Source organism: Acinetobacter pittii, assembly GCF_034067285.1.
GTDB classification, from domain to species: Bacteria; Pseudomonadota; Gammaproteobacteria; order Pseudomonadales; family Moraxellaceae; genus Acinetobacter; species Acinetobacter pittii_E.
Window position 1 is genome coordinate 2,106,299 of record NZ_CP139286.1, and the last position, 15,909, is coordinate 2,122,207.

A 15,909-nucleotide genomic window follows, 5' to 3' on the forward strand; every position below is an offset into this window, starting at 1 on the left:
CTTGGATCATTTATGCTTTTGTAAATCAGAATCAAAAAGATCAATAATTCTGCTGTTCTTTTTGCATCGCAATCTGAATGCTATCTATACGTGTCCCTTGAAATGACAACACGGTTCCTTCTTTAAATGTTCGACGTGCAAGTGTAGTAAGTACCGTTCCCGGTAAAGCTTCTATCTGCAACCTTACACCTCGCTCCCATGCAGCTTGGATGGTACTTTCCCAATCTACAGTTCGACTCATATTAAAAGCCAAGTCATCACCAATCTGTTCTGGTCTGCTCAGCGTACGAGCCGTTGTACCACTTAAATAACGTATTTTAGGCTGCTTTAAAGTGACTCCCTCCATAGACGCTGCAAGTTGCTTTGCTTGCTGACTTAATAATTCACAGTGCGATGGCACCGATACATCTAATTTTTTTGCCACCACGCCTTGTTGCCTTGCCAAAACAGCAACTTGGTTCATGGCTTCAAAACTTCCTGAAATAACGATCTGGTTATGTGCATTAATATTTGCAACAAACACCTCTGGCGTTATTTCATAAATTTGTTTGACCCATGTTTCGACAGCTGCACGATCTGTACCAATTAGTGCCGTCATGCCATATCCAGTGGGATAAGCGTTTTGCATGAGTTCACCTCGATAGGCAACTAAACGAATAGCATCTTCATAGTTTAGAACTCCTGCTACAACCGCAGCCGACCATGCGCCAATTGATAAACCCGCAACATAATCTGGTGTTAAGTTTTCCGCTGTTAATAAAGCTGAACTCACCACACCTGAAATCAGTAAACAAAGCTGTACTGCACGTGTCGATTGCAATGCAGCCGGACTATCTAACATCAAGACATCTTCTTTGAGTGCATCTGATGCCCGCTCAAGGTACTCTTTAACTAGAGCGATTTGAGGTAAGTCGTGCAACATATTGCTTCGTTGCACACCTTGTCCCGGATATACCCAAATTGAAGCCATGATATCTATTCCCTAATTCCATGGGTTTTCTACTAAAACAGCACCATCAGCACGTTTTAATAGAACTTTTCCACTGTTCCCAGCCCATTCTTTTAAAGCCAAACCACCTTGTGGAAGTTGAAGCTGTATATCCACATTGAGGCCTGCGTGCTGAAAATTTTCGAGTAGCTCAATCGCCTGCTTTTTGGCAAAAGGTTGTTCAGCTCGAATCAACAAATCTATGTCACTTTGCTGAGTAACTGTTTTAATGCCGGTTGCCAGTTCAAACCCGAAACTTCCTGTATATCCCCAACATCCCGAAAAGTTTTTCATAATGCTGGAAATGGTCTGTAAACGTTCTGCCAAATGTGCAAACTGCTGCATATCTACATAAGTCAGTGCTTCGGGTTTAAGCTGTCTGCTAATCGCAGATATTGGCATTTGAGCTGCATATCGTTGATAGCGAAATTGCCCCCTTACACCTACCGCCACCTGATCTTCAGGAGTAATTGCCCGTCGAACCACAATAGGATCGCCTCGTAGTAACACCTCTTTCACCCAATGCGGAGCATCATCGGCTAAGCAGTCGACCGTCATGCCCCACAGTAAATCATGGGCTTCGAGCTTAAGTTTCATGACCATTGCTCACGCAATAATTCACGGACCCTTTTAGACATCTGACGGTTTTGGCCGTGAAGTCTTTGTTCTAATCCTCTCGATTGCTCAGCATTAATTTCTTTAAACGCTTGTGCAATTGCCTGCTTCGCTAACGAAAGATCAGCGGTTGTCGGTTGTTCAGCGTTTTCAACAGATAACAGTTCAGATAACAAACCAAGCGTGGCATAGCTTTCAATGTCATAAGCCATTGGCGGAATGCTTGAGGCCAATTGCTCTAACTCATCAACCGAGCGTAAGGTAACGCGTGCAGCAGATTCCTTACCCATTGCATGCACCATAACACCTGAATCTTTTAAGGCAATAATACGATTGGCTTGGTATCCATGCGCCAAGAAAGCTCCCGACATCGACTTACCTACCAATAAACTGACAACAGGATGGCCTGCCAATCTGGCTCTGGCATAACTATCTACTGCACCCGCTAAAGCTTGATGAATACCTAATAATTCTTCACGGCGCCCATAGGCCTGACTTGGCACATCAACCAAACATAAAATAGCGCGTTTAGTTTCAGCCTGTGCATCGGCTTGAATCACTTCATCAACCGCTTTTGCTAAACTCCAGCCTTCCAAGAGTCCAACTTCTCCTTGTTTTGCCCGTGGGAACAGATTATTGCTGTCTTGCACAACTGCAACCACACGTACCGCTTGCTGATCAATTTGACCATCAGCTACCCAAACTGAAGCTGGAAAACCTTCAACTGTCTTAAAGCCCTGTGTAAATGCTTTAAACCAATGTGCACCACGTGTAGATGCTTTTAATGTATCAACGGCGATATTCATACTTGCTCTCCTTGATACAAAGCTTGAACCTGTGCTGGGGTAATCTGCTCAGCCGTATCAACTTGTTGTAACTTTTCTAAATAGAATGAGTAATTTGAACTACGATGCTGATGAGGCACGCCTTGAGTTAAATAATCGATGACTTGCTGCCGAATTTTCTGGCGATCATCGTCAACATAAGCATCTGCCAAACCACTAGCGAAACGCTGATTACCACCAGTAATACTCCATATAAATGGACGATCTTTGGCGTTATATTCTTGTACACCAGCTTCTTGTTCTATCACCTGTGGGCCATTTAGACCTAAACGTCCTTCTTGTGTCATTACAATATAGCTACATAGTCCAGCTGCAATTGACATACCGCCGAAGCACCCTACACTACCTGCAACCACAGCAATCACGGGTTGATACTGACGTAAGTTCACTATTGCAGCCTGAATTTCAGCAATGGCTGCCAAACCCAGATTTGCTTCTTGTAAGCGAACGCCGCCCGTTTCCAGTAGTAAAATTGCTGCTGTTGGAATACCTTTTAAATTATCTTCAACCGCAAGTTCTAAGGCACCTGCAATTTTGGCACCACCCACCTCACCTAAACTGCCACCTTGAAATAAACCTTCAATTGAAATTAAAACCACTGGCTGTTCTTGAATAGTTCCCTTTGCAATCACTACCCCATCATCGGCTTGCGGCACAATATTCTGTTTAACGAGCCAAGGCGACATAACACGGGCAAATGGGTCGAGTAACTCTCGAAACGTCCCTTCATCTAATAATGCTTTGGCACGTTCTCTTGCACTCAGCTCAATAAAATCCTGTTTATTTAACAAGCTCTCGATATCAGTCATGAGCAATCTCCTCTAATGCTTGTTCCAGACGTAAGCGAACAACACCGGGAGTTGCACCAAAGTCATGAATATCAATATTGACGGCAGGTGGTATCTGAGCAGTAAAAATTCGTTCAAAAAGATTGTGCCAACGTGCTGCACTGCCATCTACGGAGGTGACAACATGAATAGAGGCTTTTCCCTTTTCACCAGGTTCCATCAAAATTTCTAAATCGCCCGAGCCGACACATCCTACCAATGCTTTTTTTACAGGTGGCTCTGTCGCCACAAATTCAAAATGAATTGTTTCCATTATTAAAATCCCTCTTTATTTTTTAAAGATGACTGCTGAACACGATCTATAAACAATGTTGCTGCCAACAAATCTGCGGCACCACCAGCGGAGGCTTTCATCCGAAGTAGATCAATCTCTAAAAGATGCAAAGCGCGACGACCTTCTAAGCTTGAGCTACCGCCCAAATCCAGTACTTGCTGAGCACCTTGTTGCATACGCTTTAAGCCATTTGTTCCAGATCGATAAAGCACACAGGTATCGGTTAGATCAGTCATCATGGCAAGTAAGGCATCTAAGCGTGCGAACTCTTCTTTCATGGGTTTACTACGGCTTTGATAAAGCTGCTTTAAACCAAAGTTCACAACGGTTGGAAAACCTTGCTGAGCTTGTTCTTTTGCACCTAAGATGCCTAATTTCTTTTGTACTTGCTGACCATGACTTAAAGCCTGCTTTGGAATAAAACGATCTTCAAGCTGGGCAATCTGACCTGCTAACTGACATAGCTCAACAGCCGATAAATATTGTTGATTGGTGCGTGCTACTGCCGCCGCCGTCACCATTAAACCTAAGGCCCAAATTGCACCGCGGTGTGTATTGATGCCCTCTGTCGCCAACATCATGGTGTTTTCGCCTTGCCGACCAATTTCACCAATGTCTTCACGCAGGGCTAAACAAACTTCACCATGGTGCATGGCTGCTTGAGCCATTTCCTTAAACATGGGTCCTAAACTTTTCGCAGAGCGTTCCATTAATTCCAAAGTCAGGTCATCATGGGCACCGCTACCACGGCGATCTACCAAGGCGGGCTTTGGTGTTAAATTAACTTCATCAATTAAAGCCTCGACCGCTAAACTTGCCAAAAGCCGACTATCGCTGAGCGTTTGATATTGAACTTGTGCCATCATTACCAACTCCTAAATTTTGCAGGGGGGTGATATAAACCATCAGACCATGTCACCAAGTCGGCAATATTTTTTGCAGCTAAGAGCTCACGTGTTGCATCGGTACGGCGAATACCCAAATCTTCAGGGAATACCACCAAACCCTCACGTCTTAAACGTGCTGTCGTTTTAGGGTCTTGACTTAAACCAATACTGGTCACACCCGCTACCGCAGCAATCATGGCTTGACGCTCTTCTTGGCTGCTTGCTTTATATAGATAAGCAATGCCTTCTTCGGTCAGTAAATGAGTCACATCATCACCATAAATCATGATCGGGGCTAAAGGTAAGCCTGCGTTTTTGGCGACATCAATCGCATCAAGACGTTCCACAAAAGTTGGCTTACCACCCTCTTGGAAGGTTTCCACCATTTGTACAACTAACTTTTTACCACGTGCCAAATACGTTTCAGTTTCACTGGCACCTTGTAAACGCATATCTAGCCATGCTGGCGTATCGTGACGACGACCACGCGGGTCGTGTCCCATGTTTGGTGCACCACCAAAACCAGCTAAACGTCCTTTGGTAACAGTCGAAGAATGTCCCATTCCATCGACTTGCAAAGTTGCACCAATAAATAGATCAACAGCGTACTGACCCGCGAGCTGACACATCATACGGTTGGAACGTAAAGCACCATCACGACCTGTAAAGAACACATCAGGACGAGCTGCAACATATTTTTCCATACCGAGTTCAGTACCAAAACAATGCACGCTTTCAACCCAACCTGTTTCAATAGCAGGAATTAAGGTTGGATGCGGATTTAGTGTCCAGTTCCGGCAAATTTTTCCTTTTAAACCTAAAGACTCACCATAGGTCGGTAAAATCAGTTCAATTGCCGCAGTGTTAAAACCAATCCCATGATTTAACGATTGCACATTATGCTTTTCATAAATTCCGCGAATTGCCATCATCGCCATAAGCACATGCACTGGCTTGATATGTTTCGGGTCACGAGTAAATAATGGTTCGATATAAAAAGGCTGGTCTGCCACAACTACATAATCCACCCAAGAAGCAGGAATATCGACACGTGGCAAATCAGAGACATCATCGACCAGTTCATTCACCTGTACAATCACAATACCGTCGCTAAAAGCCGCAGGTTCAATAAGTGCAGGAGAATCTTCGGTACTTGGGCCTGTATAGATATTTCCTTGACGGTCTGCCATAAAACCTGCCGAAAGCACTACATTTGGAATAAGGTCAACCACCAAACGTGAATACAACTCAATATAGGTATGAATTGCACCAATCTCTAATAATCCATCTTCAATGAGCTGGCTAATACGTAAACTCTGTGGGCCAGCAAAAGAAAAATCGAGTTTACGTGCAATACCTTTTTCAAACAGATCGAGATGTTCCGAACGTCCCACGCTCGGCATGATCATATGTAAATCATGCAAAATATCAGGGTTGGTTTGAGCCAAAGAGCGCGATAAAAAATCTGCCTGCTTTTGGTTATTCCCTTCGAGTACAACTCTGTCGCCCGGAGTAATCAGGGTTTCTAAAACTTTAATAATGTCTTGAGTTGGAATGACCACACCATCGGTATATTGGTTTGCCATCTCTAGTTTTAGTTGTTTGGCATGACGCCGCTTTGTCCATAACCGTTCTTTATTCTGAACTGAGCCTTCCATGTGTTTACCTATAGATCGCAGTTTTGTTCTGAATCTATAAAAACGCTTTATGGACTTTCAATCAATCAACCTAGATGAGTCGTTATTAACCTCAGGTTAACGATTAATTTTATATTCGATGAATTTCTTCAAAAAACCAATCTAGACAGATTTTGACTTTAGGCAAATTTGCGTATTCCGGTCGGTACACCAAATAATAAGAAAAGGGCGATGAGAAGTGAATTTGAGGAAATAATCGTACCAAACGCCCGGTTTGTATATCTTTTTGCACCATAACACTACGTGCTAATGCAACACCATGTCCTTCCATTGCAGCCTGTAAAACTGCAGATGAACTGTTGATTTGCATACCACGACTGATATTGATGTCATTCAAACCTACACTTTTTAGCCAAGATTGCCACCCCGGAAATTGTTGATGTTTTTCCATAGAAAGATCATGAATTAAAGTGATATTTCTCAGATCATTTGGGGTTAAGAGAGATGAATGTTCATTTAAAAATGCAGGTGAACATACAGGATAAACCTCTTCATCCATAAGTTTAACTGCTTCTAGACCTTGCCATTGGCCTTGACCATATCTCACCCCTACATCAACTTTTTGTTCTAAAAAATCTACGGTTTTCAAGTTAATGTCTAAACGAATATCAATATCTGGATATTGTTTTTGAAAATGATCAATTCTTGGTAATAGCCATTTTTCAGCAAATGCTGGACTTACCGCAATATTAAGCACACCTGATAGAGAATCTTGCTTTAATTTTTCCAAAGCCAAAGTCAGCTTATCAAAACCCGCCCGAATATCCGGTAAAACCGATTCGGCCATTTCAGTAGCGACCAGCCGATTTTTACCGTTAGTTTGCCGATGAAACAACGGAAAGCCTAGCCAATCTTCGAGTGTGCGCACCAATTGCCCCACTGCAGCCGGAGTAACATTTAACTCTTTTGCCGCCGCAGAAAAACTTTTGTGGCGTGCACTGGCTTCAAAAGCACGGAGGGCATTCAAATAAACTGGTGAATTCATAACGCTAAAGATTTTCTTTACTGTAGAAATAGATTATCTCATTTGTACTTATAAATCTTTATTTCTAAAATGTTCTGTAATCTATTCATAATGATTAAATTTTTACATCTTAAATGGGCTTGCTCATTCATTCTATTTATTTTGTTATTGAATAAAGAGAATTTAGTTTACGAGGAGAGTATTCATGTTGATCCATGCCGATTTTTCACAGGCTGTGATTGTCAAACCTGAAGACTATCACTGGGCGAAATCTCCCCACGGGGAAGTTGATCGTGTCATGCTTGATCGTGTTGGTGATGAAGTAGCCCGTGCGACTAGTTTGGTGAAATATGCTCCCCATACAATCTTCCCTGAACATCGACATCATCATGGTGAAGAAATCCTCGTACTTTCAGGCGTATTTACTGAAAATCAAAATCAGCACTACCCCGCTGGATGGTATTTACGGAGTCCCCATCAGTCGGTACATCAACCGTCGAGCGAAGAAGGTGCATTGATTTTTGTCAAACTTATGCAAATTCCTACGTCAGAAAATCAAACTTTACGAATCAACACCAACGATCCAACACAATGGCAAGAAATAGGTTCGCGTTTAATTTGCATATTGGTTGATGCAAGTTATGAGCACACCTATTTAGAAAAACTCAAACCGCAGCAACTTTTTATGGAAGATGCTGAGGGTGGAATCGAAATTTTGATCACCCAAGGTCAGTTGGTCGATAAAGAAATAGTTTATGACGCTGGAACATGGATACGCCTACCTCCGAAAACACATGCCCATTTTCAAGCGGGTTTGTCTGGCGCTTCTATTTATGTAAAAACCGGACACCTAGCCTCAGCTATTGCTGAATATAATTAAAGGCTCGTTATGCTTCAAAATACCATGCACCGCCAAGTATTAATTCTGGCGAGTTCTCAATCACTTTTCCAAACCGTTTCCGTCATGGTCATGACCATTGGTGGCTTGGCTGGCGCTAATATTGCAAACACCCCAACACTTGCAACGCTACCCATCGCATCTATGTTTTTGGGGACAGCCTTAATGATGTTTCCGGCCTCAATGCTCATGGCACGTGTAGGACGACGTAATGGTTTTCTATTCGGCGCTTTCTTAGGTGTACTCGGCGGCATTATTGCATCAATCGGTATTTTTTATAGTTCACTCATGCTTCTGGCTTTGGGTACGCTATGTGTCGGGGCCTATCAGTCCTTTGCTCAGTTTTACCGTTTTGCTGCCAGTGAAGTGGCAACTGACGCGTTTCGCTCACGTGCTATTTCTTGGGTGATGGCAGGTGGAATTGTTGCAGCACTGATTGGTCCGACTTTAGCCCGTTTTGGTGGCCCATTATTTCAACATTTAGAATATATCGGTTCATTTTTAATTATTAGTATTATCTCATTTGTGGCAATGGGAATTTTATCTAGCCTACATATTGCCGATACAGTTGAGCAAAAGTCTGACTTTACTGCTGGTCGCCCATGGCAACAGATTGTCTTTCAACCGACCTATTTGGTTGCGTTATTTGGCGCAGTAACAGGCTATGGCATCATGATTTTAGGTATGACCGCCACACCAATTGCTATGCGACATTCACACCATGAACTTGGATCAATTACCACCGTCATTCAGCTACATGTGCTTGGTATGTTCCTACCTTCATTCTTTACTGGAAATTTAATTGCACGTTTTGGGGTAATTAAAATCATGTTTGCAGGTCTTTTATTATTTGCTTGCTACATTGGATTTGCTCTCTCAGGTATTGAGTTCGCATCTTTTGCTATCTCGCTCATTTTATTAGGCGTGGGTTGGAACTTTTTATTTATTGGCAGTACTTCTTTACTCACAGGAACCTATTCCGTAGCTGAAAAAGCCAAAGCCCAGGCGATTAATGATATGACCGTTTTTGTTGTGGGATTGATTTGTTCGTTTAGTGCAGGTGCTTTACTGGATTTATTTGGCTGGAAAGCAATGAATATGGCGTTAATACCATGGTTGGTGATTGCCGCAGCTTCTCTCTTCTGGCTAAGCCAAAAAAGAGAAAAGCAGTTTGTTTAAATTCTTTTTAACGCGGTTTGCTCAATAGCCATTCTAGATTTTGACGGACCGCAGGCCACTCATGTTTCAAAATGCTATAAACATGTGTGTCCCGTAAAATATCATCTTTCACAATTTGATGGCTTCTTAGCACACCATCGAGCTTTGCACCTAAACGTACAATCGCGGCTTGACTTTGAACATTTAAAGAAGATGTGCGTAATTCAACCGCAATACAGTTTAAAGTCTCAAATGCATGAGCCAATAGGAGCTTTTTACATTCAGTATTTACAGGCGTACGCTGTGCAGACTTGCGATACCACGTCGAACCAATTTCTACACGGCGATGAGCTTCTTCAATATGCATGAGAGTTGTCATGCCCAGCGCTCGCCCCGTTTTTCGGTCTTCAATATAAAAAGGCAACATAGAACCAGATTTTTGCAAATCAAGACGTCTTTCAATTTCAGCAGTCATCTGTTCAGGTCTTGGCACACGGGTATACCAAAGATTATAGAGTTCCCCATCGCAAACGGCCTCTTTGAGCGCTTCAGCTTGAGTTACATCGAGCGGCTTTAAAATAACGTGTTCACCCACTAACTCAACAGGTGTAGTCAAAGACATCTTTATCTCCTCAATTGATATTAAAATTTTATATTTTCAAAATTGTTTATTTAACTCAGCCACACTGTACATGGCATTCGCTATAGTTTGATGACCAGACGTCGATAGGCCATCTGCCGCGCCTAAAATGTCTCGGCGTTCTTTATTTTGCCCAAGTTTTGATTTTCCTTGCAGCTTAGTAATTTCAATTTCTATTCCCACAATCGCCTTTAACATTGGTTCAAGATAGTCTTTTGGTGCATCGGACATTTTCCATGGTTCAGGTTGAGATGCTTCATGGGTACGGGTTAAACGAGCCACTACACCACGAACATAGCGTTCATCATCTCGAATCGTCACCTTGCCATATGCATGCACAACCCTATAGTTCCAAGTAGGCACTTGTCTGTGCTGTTCATGTTTGGATGGGTACCAATTTGGTGAAATATACGCATCGCCAGCTTGAAACACGACGAGTACCTCATCTCCATTTTTAATGTCCTGCCAAACAGAATTATTTCGAGACACATGCGCATGTAGCATGCCAAATTTCCCTTCATTTGCCTGTAACTCGAATGGAAGATGATTTGCATCTAAGCCATTACTTCCATGTGTGAAAAGCACCCCAAATGGATATTCTGTAATAAGAGAATGCAACACATCCAACCTGTTTTCTGCAAAATCATCAGGGATATACATGACTCAAGACCTCGCTGTAAATATTAGGGTTATTTATATTATGTGTTGTAAATTTTCTGGTTTATGTGGTTTATTAAAAAGAACCACTTTGTATTTTTTTAAGTAGACCAGAATTATGGCAAGAATGGCAAAAGTTGTTGAACTTCCGTCTATTGCAAAGATTGATAAAAGCCAAGGAAAGATTAGTGCTCAGCTGACCCAAGCTTTACGTGAAGCTGTACAAAGTGGTGATTTACAACCCGGTGATCCATTGCCTTCTTCCCGTGAACTGGCTTTAACCTTAGGTGTCGCTCGCGGAACCATTATTGAAGCTTATGATCAGCTTTTAGCTGAAGGTGTGTTTGACTCTCAACCACGAACGGGCACTTATGTGTCTCATGCTTTAACTAAAAAAACTACACCGCAACATTCTCAAAAAGAAAATAAACCTAACTCGATATCTTTGACCAAATCGGCACGTTCTTATGCCAAAGTGCTTAAAGAATTTAAACCACTTCCTCATGTTCCTTTTGCGGTATCTGTCCCCGTCGGTCGTACTCAACCAAGTGATATCTGGCGTAAGTTTGGCAATAAATTTAGATCACGAGGTGCAGGTGCTCCTTCGGGTTATGGCGAGCCGCAAGGTGTGTTATCACTCAGAGTTGCTATAGCAGACTATGTACGCCGATCACGCTCTGTACACTGCGAACCTGACCAAATTGTGATTACTCCTGGCATTCAACAGTCACTTTATATTTGCAGCCAGATTTTATTTGAAGCAAAAGATGAAGTTTGGGTTGAAGATCCGGCTTATCGGGGGACCACAGCCATTTTTGAGCATACCGTACAAAACATTCGTATGGTTCGTGTTCCTATCGATGAAGAAGGCATTCAGGTTGAAACTGGCATTAAGCTTGCAAAATATGCACGTGCTGCTTTTGTGACGCCATCTCATCAATACCCACTTGGTATGCCAATGAGTCTAGCAAGACGTACGGCTTTATTGGCTTGGGCAAAACAGCAAAATGCATGGATCATTGAAGATGATTATGACAGCGAACTTCGCTATAACGGTCAACCTTTCCCATCTTTACAAGGCATGGCACCCGACCAAGTGATTTATTTGGGTACTTTCAGCAAAGTGTTATTTCCATCCCTTAGACTTGGCTATGCAGTGTTGCCTAAAGAACTGGTAGCTCCTTTTTGTGGGCTTAGAGTCTTAATTGATAGGCACCCGCCTGCTGCCGACCAGCATGTTTTAGCTGCTTTTATTCAAGAGGGTTATTTAGAGCGACATATTCGACGGACTCGAAATGTCTATGCAGAAGTTCGAGAATACATTATTGGCTTGATTGAAAAATACATCCCTCAAGAACTGGCTTGGTTACAGCCGGGCGATCAAGGCATGCATATGGTGTTATGGCTTGCTCATCATATTAATGATATTGACGTTGCAAGCTCGGCAGTCGATGCAGGTATTGCCATTAAAGCAATTTCACCGACATTTTCAAAAGAACAGCAACGTCCGGGTCTGATTGTCGGTTTAGGAGATTTTGAACCTGAGCTGATGAAACAAGCCATTAAAAAACTATCAAACATTATTCAACAACATGCCAAGCCCACATCGGAAAACCTACAGCACCAACCATAGATGAATCGCAAATGGTCCAATTAATACCATTAAAATACCGGCAATAACCATAGTCAAACTAGCAATTACACCTTCTTCACTATTGCGCTGCTGTGCTCTAACTGTACCAAAACCATGGGCTGCATTACCGAAGGCTGCCCCATTGGCTACATTAGAACGGATTTTAGTAATCGCTAAAATTGCATCGCCGCAGATCATACCAACCAAACCCGTAATAACCGTAAATAAAGAAACCAATGCTGCCGAACCATGAATATCTTCCGCTAAAATCATGGCAAATGGTGTTGAAATAGAACGGGCCATTAAACTGTTGGTCACTTCAGGGCTAAAATGGAACCACTGTGCCATTTCATAGGCAGACATCACACCTACACTCATGCCGACAATAATCGCAATCGAGAGAACCCCGAGGTTTTTACGAATCGTTTCCCGATAGCGATAAATCGGTACAGCAAAAGCAACCGTTGCAGGCCCTAATAAATTCACAATCCACTGGGTATCTTCTGCATAAGTTTGATATGAAATTCCAAAAATCGTCATCAAAATAATGGTGAGTACAGGCACACTAATTGCGGGTGATAACCAAAGTTTTGGATTTTTCTGATAGATCCGCTTTGCCACAACATAGGCTACCAAAGTCCAGATCAGACAAAGAATTGACCAAATATTCATGTCGTTTGCTCTTTAGATATGCTTATGTTGAAGACGTTTTCGAGCCTGTAAATAAGCTTTCAAACGATTGTAATAGTGAATCGTCAGGCACGTACTGAGCATGACCGAAATAGTCCCAACTGCAATGCTCAAGACAATTTGCCACCCTTCAGTCATAAACAAGGTTTTATACTGAACTACGGCGACCACAACAGGCACAAAAAACAGCAACAGTTCACCTAAAACAACAGTTGCTCCCATTGCCACCTGATCCATTTTGATAATTTTAAAGAACAGGCATAAAAGCAATAAAAACATCCCTAAAATGCCTGCCGAGACAGGTACACCAAGTTTTTGATGTAATAGATATCCTACCCACCAAAATCCAGCCAAAATCAAAATTTGTTTAACTAAAATTAAAAATGAAGGTTGTGTGGGTGTTCCCGAAGCAGATTCAGTACTCATTTTGCGAAATTAAATGGTTAACTACACTATTATGCTATCTTGGTTAAAGCTGCTAAATATGAATTATTCATGTTAAAATTATTCAAAAATGGAATAATCTATTCTTTATTATGCTTTCTCTAAAATCATTACAATGCTTCGTTACACTGGTAAAAACTAAAAGCTTTACCCGTGCTGCTGACGAGTTATATCTGACTCAGCCCACCATTAGTAAAATAATACAACAGCTTGAAGAACAGCTTCAGGTCCAACTTTTGGTCAAACCTGAGCACGGCCGAAAAAGACAAATTGAATTAACCCAAATTGGAGAACGCATTTATCAACATGCAGTCGAGCTTCTTCAGGCAGAACAGAACATCTTTCTTGAGATAGAAAATTATCAACAATTAAAAACAGGGACTTTAAAACTTGGCGTTCCGCCTTTAGGTTCACAGCTCTTAACGACTGCCCTGTTTGATTATCACCAACAGTGGCCTGATATTGAATTGGCTTTTATGGAAGTGGGTTCACGCGGTATTGAACAAGCTTTACTTAATAACGAGTTAGATGTTGGTGTTTTATTGCAGCCTTTTGATACGCAAATTTTCAATAGCATTGAGCTATGTAACTACCCTTTAATGGTTCTTTTACGTCGTGATGCCACGTGGGCAACCCGTAAAAAAATAAATCTAGAAGAGCTACAACACCAATCATTTTTAATGTTTCCTGAAAATTTCTCTTTAAACAGTATTATTCTCGATGCATGTAAACAGCATGGTTTTTACCCAACCATTGCTTGCCGTACCAGCCAATGGCATCTTCTGGCAGACATGGTGTTACAACGTATGGGGATCGCACTTCTTCCTCAATATTATACCGATATGCTTGACCCTAGTTTATTTGCAGCAGTGCCACTCGAAAAACCAAATATTCAATGGCACTTAGTCATGGCTTGGAAAAAGAATCTTCCTGCCTCACCAGCAGTTCAAGCTTGGCTGAGCATTATTCGCCAACATTTTCAGCACATTAAAGCTTAATTTAAAAACCGATAAAGCTTTTCCACAAAAAAGCTACCCAATCTTGGATCAGCTCACTTAGACTAGATCCGATTGTTTTATGACATGGACAATAACAATGAATAATGAACGTTTTAAGCTCTACACAGATTCACAATTTCTAAGTCCCTATGCGTTTACAGTTTTTGTAGGGCTACATGAAAAACAAATTCCATTTGAAATAGCAACCATCAACTTAGGTCAGCAAGGCCAGTTTGAAAAATCTTATGTCGAAAAGTCATTAACAGCCAAAGTGCCTGTACTTGAGCATAACGATTTTGCTTTATCAGAATCATCTGCCATTTTGGAATATCTTGAAGATCTCTATCCAGACACAGCTATCTATCCAAAAGATATCCAAGCGCGTGCAAGAGCACGACAAATTCAAGCATGGCTCCGATCAGACCTAGTGGCTCTAAGAACTGAACGACCAACCGATGTTATTTTTATTCAGCCCACATCTAAACCACTTTCTGAACAAGGTCTAAAAGCAGCCGAGAAACTGTTCTTTGTTGTAGAAAAACTTCTTGCCCCGAACGCCGAATTTCTTTTTGGTTCATGGAGCATTGTGGATGCTGAACTTGCATTAATATTGCAACGTCTTATTCAAAACAGTGATGCTGTACCAGAACGCTTAAAGAACTATGCATTACAGCAGTGGCAACGCCCGAGCGTAAGAAAATGGCTTGCCTTACGACATAAATAAATCCTTATATTTACACCAAACACGAGATAAAAAATGAGTGATTCAAACTATATTCCTCCACAAGTTTGGCAATGGACTGGAGAAAAAACCGATTTAAACCAACCTACTTCAGGCTCGCGTTATGAACATACACTTCCGGTAGGGAAACATCCGCTCCAGCTCTACTCTTTAGCAACGCCTAATGGTCAAAAAGTCACGATTTTGCTAGAAGAGCTTTTAGCATTAGGACATCAAGATGCTGAATATGATGCTTGGCTCATCAAAATTGGTGAAGGACAGCAATTTGGCAGCGGTTTTGTAGAAATTAATCCAAACTCTAAAATTCCAGCATTGGTTGACCATAGCCAGAACCCGCCATTAAGAGTGTTTGAGTCTGGTTCAATTTTGCTTTACTTGGCTGAAAAGTTTAAAGCTTTCATTCCAACTGATATTGCTGCACGTACCGAATGTCTCAATTGGCTATTTTGGCAAATGGGTAGCGCACCATATTTAGGTGGTGGTTTTGGGCATTTTTATGCCTATGCCCCTGTTAAAATTGAATATGCGGTTAATCGCTTCGCCATGGAAACAAAACGTTTGCTTGATGTGTTAGATCAACATTTAGCAAAGCATGAATATTTGGCTGGTTCTGAATATACCATTGCAGATATTGCTGCATTCCCTTGGTATGGTGGTCTTGTTAAAAACTGGGTCTATAACGGCGCAGAGTTTTTAGGTGTCGATCAATATAAAAATGTTCAGCGTTGGGCAGATGCGATTTTAGCGCGCCCTGCGGTACAACGTGGTCGAATGGTCAACCGTACTTTTGGCGATTTAGCTACACAGTTACATGAACGCCATGATGCCAGCGACTTTGAAACCAAAACCCAAGATAAAGTTTAATTTTCATTGTTAAAATAAAACCCACTTTTGCTCAAACAGTGGGTTTTATCGTTCTTCCAATAAAAAT

General features: G+C 41.8%; 18 protein-coding genes. 6 read left to right on the forward strand and 12 right to left on the reverse strand.

Features of this window, described 5'->3' with window-relative positions:
- Positions 1–40: 40 nt before the first annotated feature.
- From mdcH to gcvA, 8 genes are all read right to left on the reverse strand, one after another.
- Complete coding sequence (mdcH, locus tag SOI81_RS09905) at positions 41–970, reverse strand: malonate decarboxylase subunit epsilon (protein ID WP_262456961.1); 930 nt, start codon at positions 968–970, stop codon at positions 41–43.
- 12 nt (positions 971–982) lie between these two features.
- Entirely contained in the window at positions 983–1,591 is a 609-nt protein-coding gene (gene mdcG, locus SOI81_RS09910; protein ID WP_320540620.1) for a malonate decarboxylase holo-ACP synthase, read from the reverse strand.
- Positions 1,582–2,409 carry a biotin-independent malonate decarboxylase subunit gamma gene (gene mdcE / locus SOI81_RS09915; protein WP_320540621.1) on the reverse strand — a complete coding sequence of 276 codons (828 nt, stop codon included), beginning with the start codon at positions 2,407–2,409 and terminating at the stop codon, positions 1,582–1,584. The genes mdcG and mdcE overlap by 10 nt, the downstream gene beginning before the upstream one ends.
- The gene (mdcD, locus tag SOI81_RS09920; RefSeq protein WP_320540622.1) at positions 2,406–3,257 is read right to left on the reverse strand and encodes a biotin-independent malonate decarboxylase subunit beta; all 852 of its coding nucleotides are present in this window, start codon (positions 3,255–3,257) and stop codon (positions 2,406–2,408) included. Before mdcD ends, mdcE begins: the two co-directional genes overlap by 4 nt.
- A complete protein-coding gene (mdcC, locus tag SOI81_RS09925) occupies positions 3,250–3,549 on the reverse strand; it encodes a malonate decarboxylase subunit delta (RefSeq protein WP_320540623.1) in 300 nt (99 codons plus the stop codon). The genes mdcD and mdcC overlap by 8 nt, the downstream gene beginning before the upstream one ends.
- 2 nt (positions 3,550–3,551) lie before the next feature.
- Positions 3,552–4,436 (reverse strand): triphosphoribosyl-dephospho-CoA synthase, encoded by an 885-nt coding sequence (gene mdcB / locus SOI81_RS09930; protein WP_320540624.1) that lies wholly within the window; start codon positions 4,434–4,436, stop codon positions 3,552–3,554.
- Positions 4,436–6,115 carry a malonate decarboxylase subunit alpha gene (gene mdcA, locus SOI81_RS09935; protein ID WP_320540625.1) on the reverse strand — a complete coding sequence of 560 codons (1,680 nt, stop codon included), beginning with the start codon at positions 6,113–6,115 and terminating at the stop codon, positions 4,436–4,438. The genes mdcB and mdcA overlap by 1 nt, the downstream gene beginning before the upstream one ends.
- A gap of 109 nt (positions 6,116–6,224) precedes the next feature.
- Complete coding sequence (gcvA, locus tag SOI81_RS09940) at positions 6,225–7,139, reverse strand: transcriptional regulator GcvA (RefSeq protein ID WP_320540626.1); 915 nt, start codon at positions 7,137–7,139, stop codon at positions 6,225–6,227.
- Between the two features lie 184 nt (positions 7,140–7,323).
- On the opposite strand from gcvA, the gene SOI81_RS09945 reads away from it, so the two are divergent.
- Positions 7,324–7,998 carry a cupin domain-containing protein gene (locus tag SOI81_RS09945; RefSeq protein ID WP_320540627.1) on the forward strand — a complete coding sequence of 225 codons (675 nt, stop codon included), beginning with the start codon at positions 7,324–7,326 and terminating at the stop codon, positions 7,996–7,998.
- Between the two features lie 9 nt (positions 7,999–8,007).
- Positions 8,008–9,195 (forward strand): MFS transporter, encoded by a 1,188-nt coding sequence (locus SOI81_RS09950; protein WP_239975954.1) that lies wholly within the window; start codon positions 8,008–8,010, stop codon positions 9,193–9,195.
- 7 nt (positions 9,196–9,202) lie between these two features.
- Here the strand turns inward: SOI81_RS09950 and SOI81_RS09955 are convergent, their stop codons facing one another.
- A complete protein-coding gene (locus SOI81_RS09955) occupies positions 9,203–9,796 on the reverse strand; it encodes a GNAT family N-acetyltransferase (RefSeq protein ID WP_000060344.1) in 594 nt (197 codons plus the stop codon).
- 36 nt (positions 9,797–9,832) lie between these two features.
- The gene (locus SOI81_RS09960) at positions 9,833–10,474 is read right to left on the reverse strand and encodes an FMN-binding negative transcriptional regulator (protein WP_320540628.1); all 642 of its coding nucleotides are present in this window, start codon (positions 10,472–10,474) and stop codon (positions 9,833–9,835) included.
- Positions 10,475–10,589: 115 nt separating this feature from the next.
- Between SOI81_RS09960 and SOI81_RS09965 the strand changes: the two genes are divergently transcribed.
- Positions 10,590–12,104, forward strand: a complete 1,515-nt coding sequence (locus tag SOI81_RS09965; protein WP_320540629.1) for a PLP-dependent aminotransferase family protein — start codon at positions 10,590–10,592, stop codon at positions 12,102–12,104.
- Here the strand turns inward: SOI81_RS09965 and ywbG are convergent.
- Both ywbG and SOI81_RS09975 read right to left on the reverse strand, forming a co-directional pair.
- Positions 12,087–12,776 (reverse strand): LrgB family protein, encoded by a 690-nt coding sequence (gene ywbG / locus SOI81_RS09970; RefSeq protein WP_320138068.1) that lies wholly within the window; start codon positions 12,774–12,776, stop codon positions 12,087–12,089. The genes SOI81_RS09965 and ywbG overlap by 18 nt on opposite strands.
- A gap of 12 nt (positions 12,777–12,788) precedes the next feature.
- Positions 12,789–13,220, reverse strand: coding sequence for a CidA/LrgA family protein (locus SOI81_RS09975; protein ID WP_262446616.1), 432 nt, complete (start codon positions 13,218–13,220; stop codon positions 12,789–12,791).
- A gap of 110 nt (positions 13,221–13,330) precedes the next feature.
- On the opposite strand from SOI81_RS09975, the gene SOI81_RS09980 reads away from it, so the two are divergent.
- From SOI81_RS09980 to yghU, 3 genes are all read left to right on the forward strand, one after another.
- Entirely contained in the window at positions 13,331–14,236 is a 906-nt protein-coding gene (locus SOI81_RS09980; RefSeq protein ID WP_320540630.1) for a LysR family transcriptional regulator, read from the forward strand.
- 97 nt (positions 14,237–14,333) lie between these two features.
- Entirely contained in the window at positions 14,334–14,960 is a 627-nt protein-coding gene (gene yfcF / locus SOI81_RS09985) for a glutathione transferase (RefSeq protein WP_320540631.1), read from the forward strand.
- A gap of 33 nt (positions 14,961–14,993) precedes the next feature.
- Positions 14,994–15,842, forward strand: coding sequence for a glutathione-dependent disulfide-bond oxidoreductase (gene yghU, locus SOI81_RS09990; protein WP_320540632.1), 849 nt, complete (start codon positions 14,994–14,996; stop codon positions 15,840–15,842).
- The last annotated feature ends 67 nt before the right edge of the window (positions 15,843–15,909 follow it).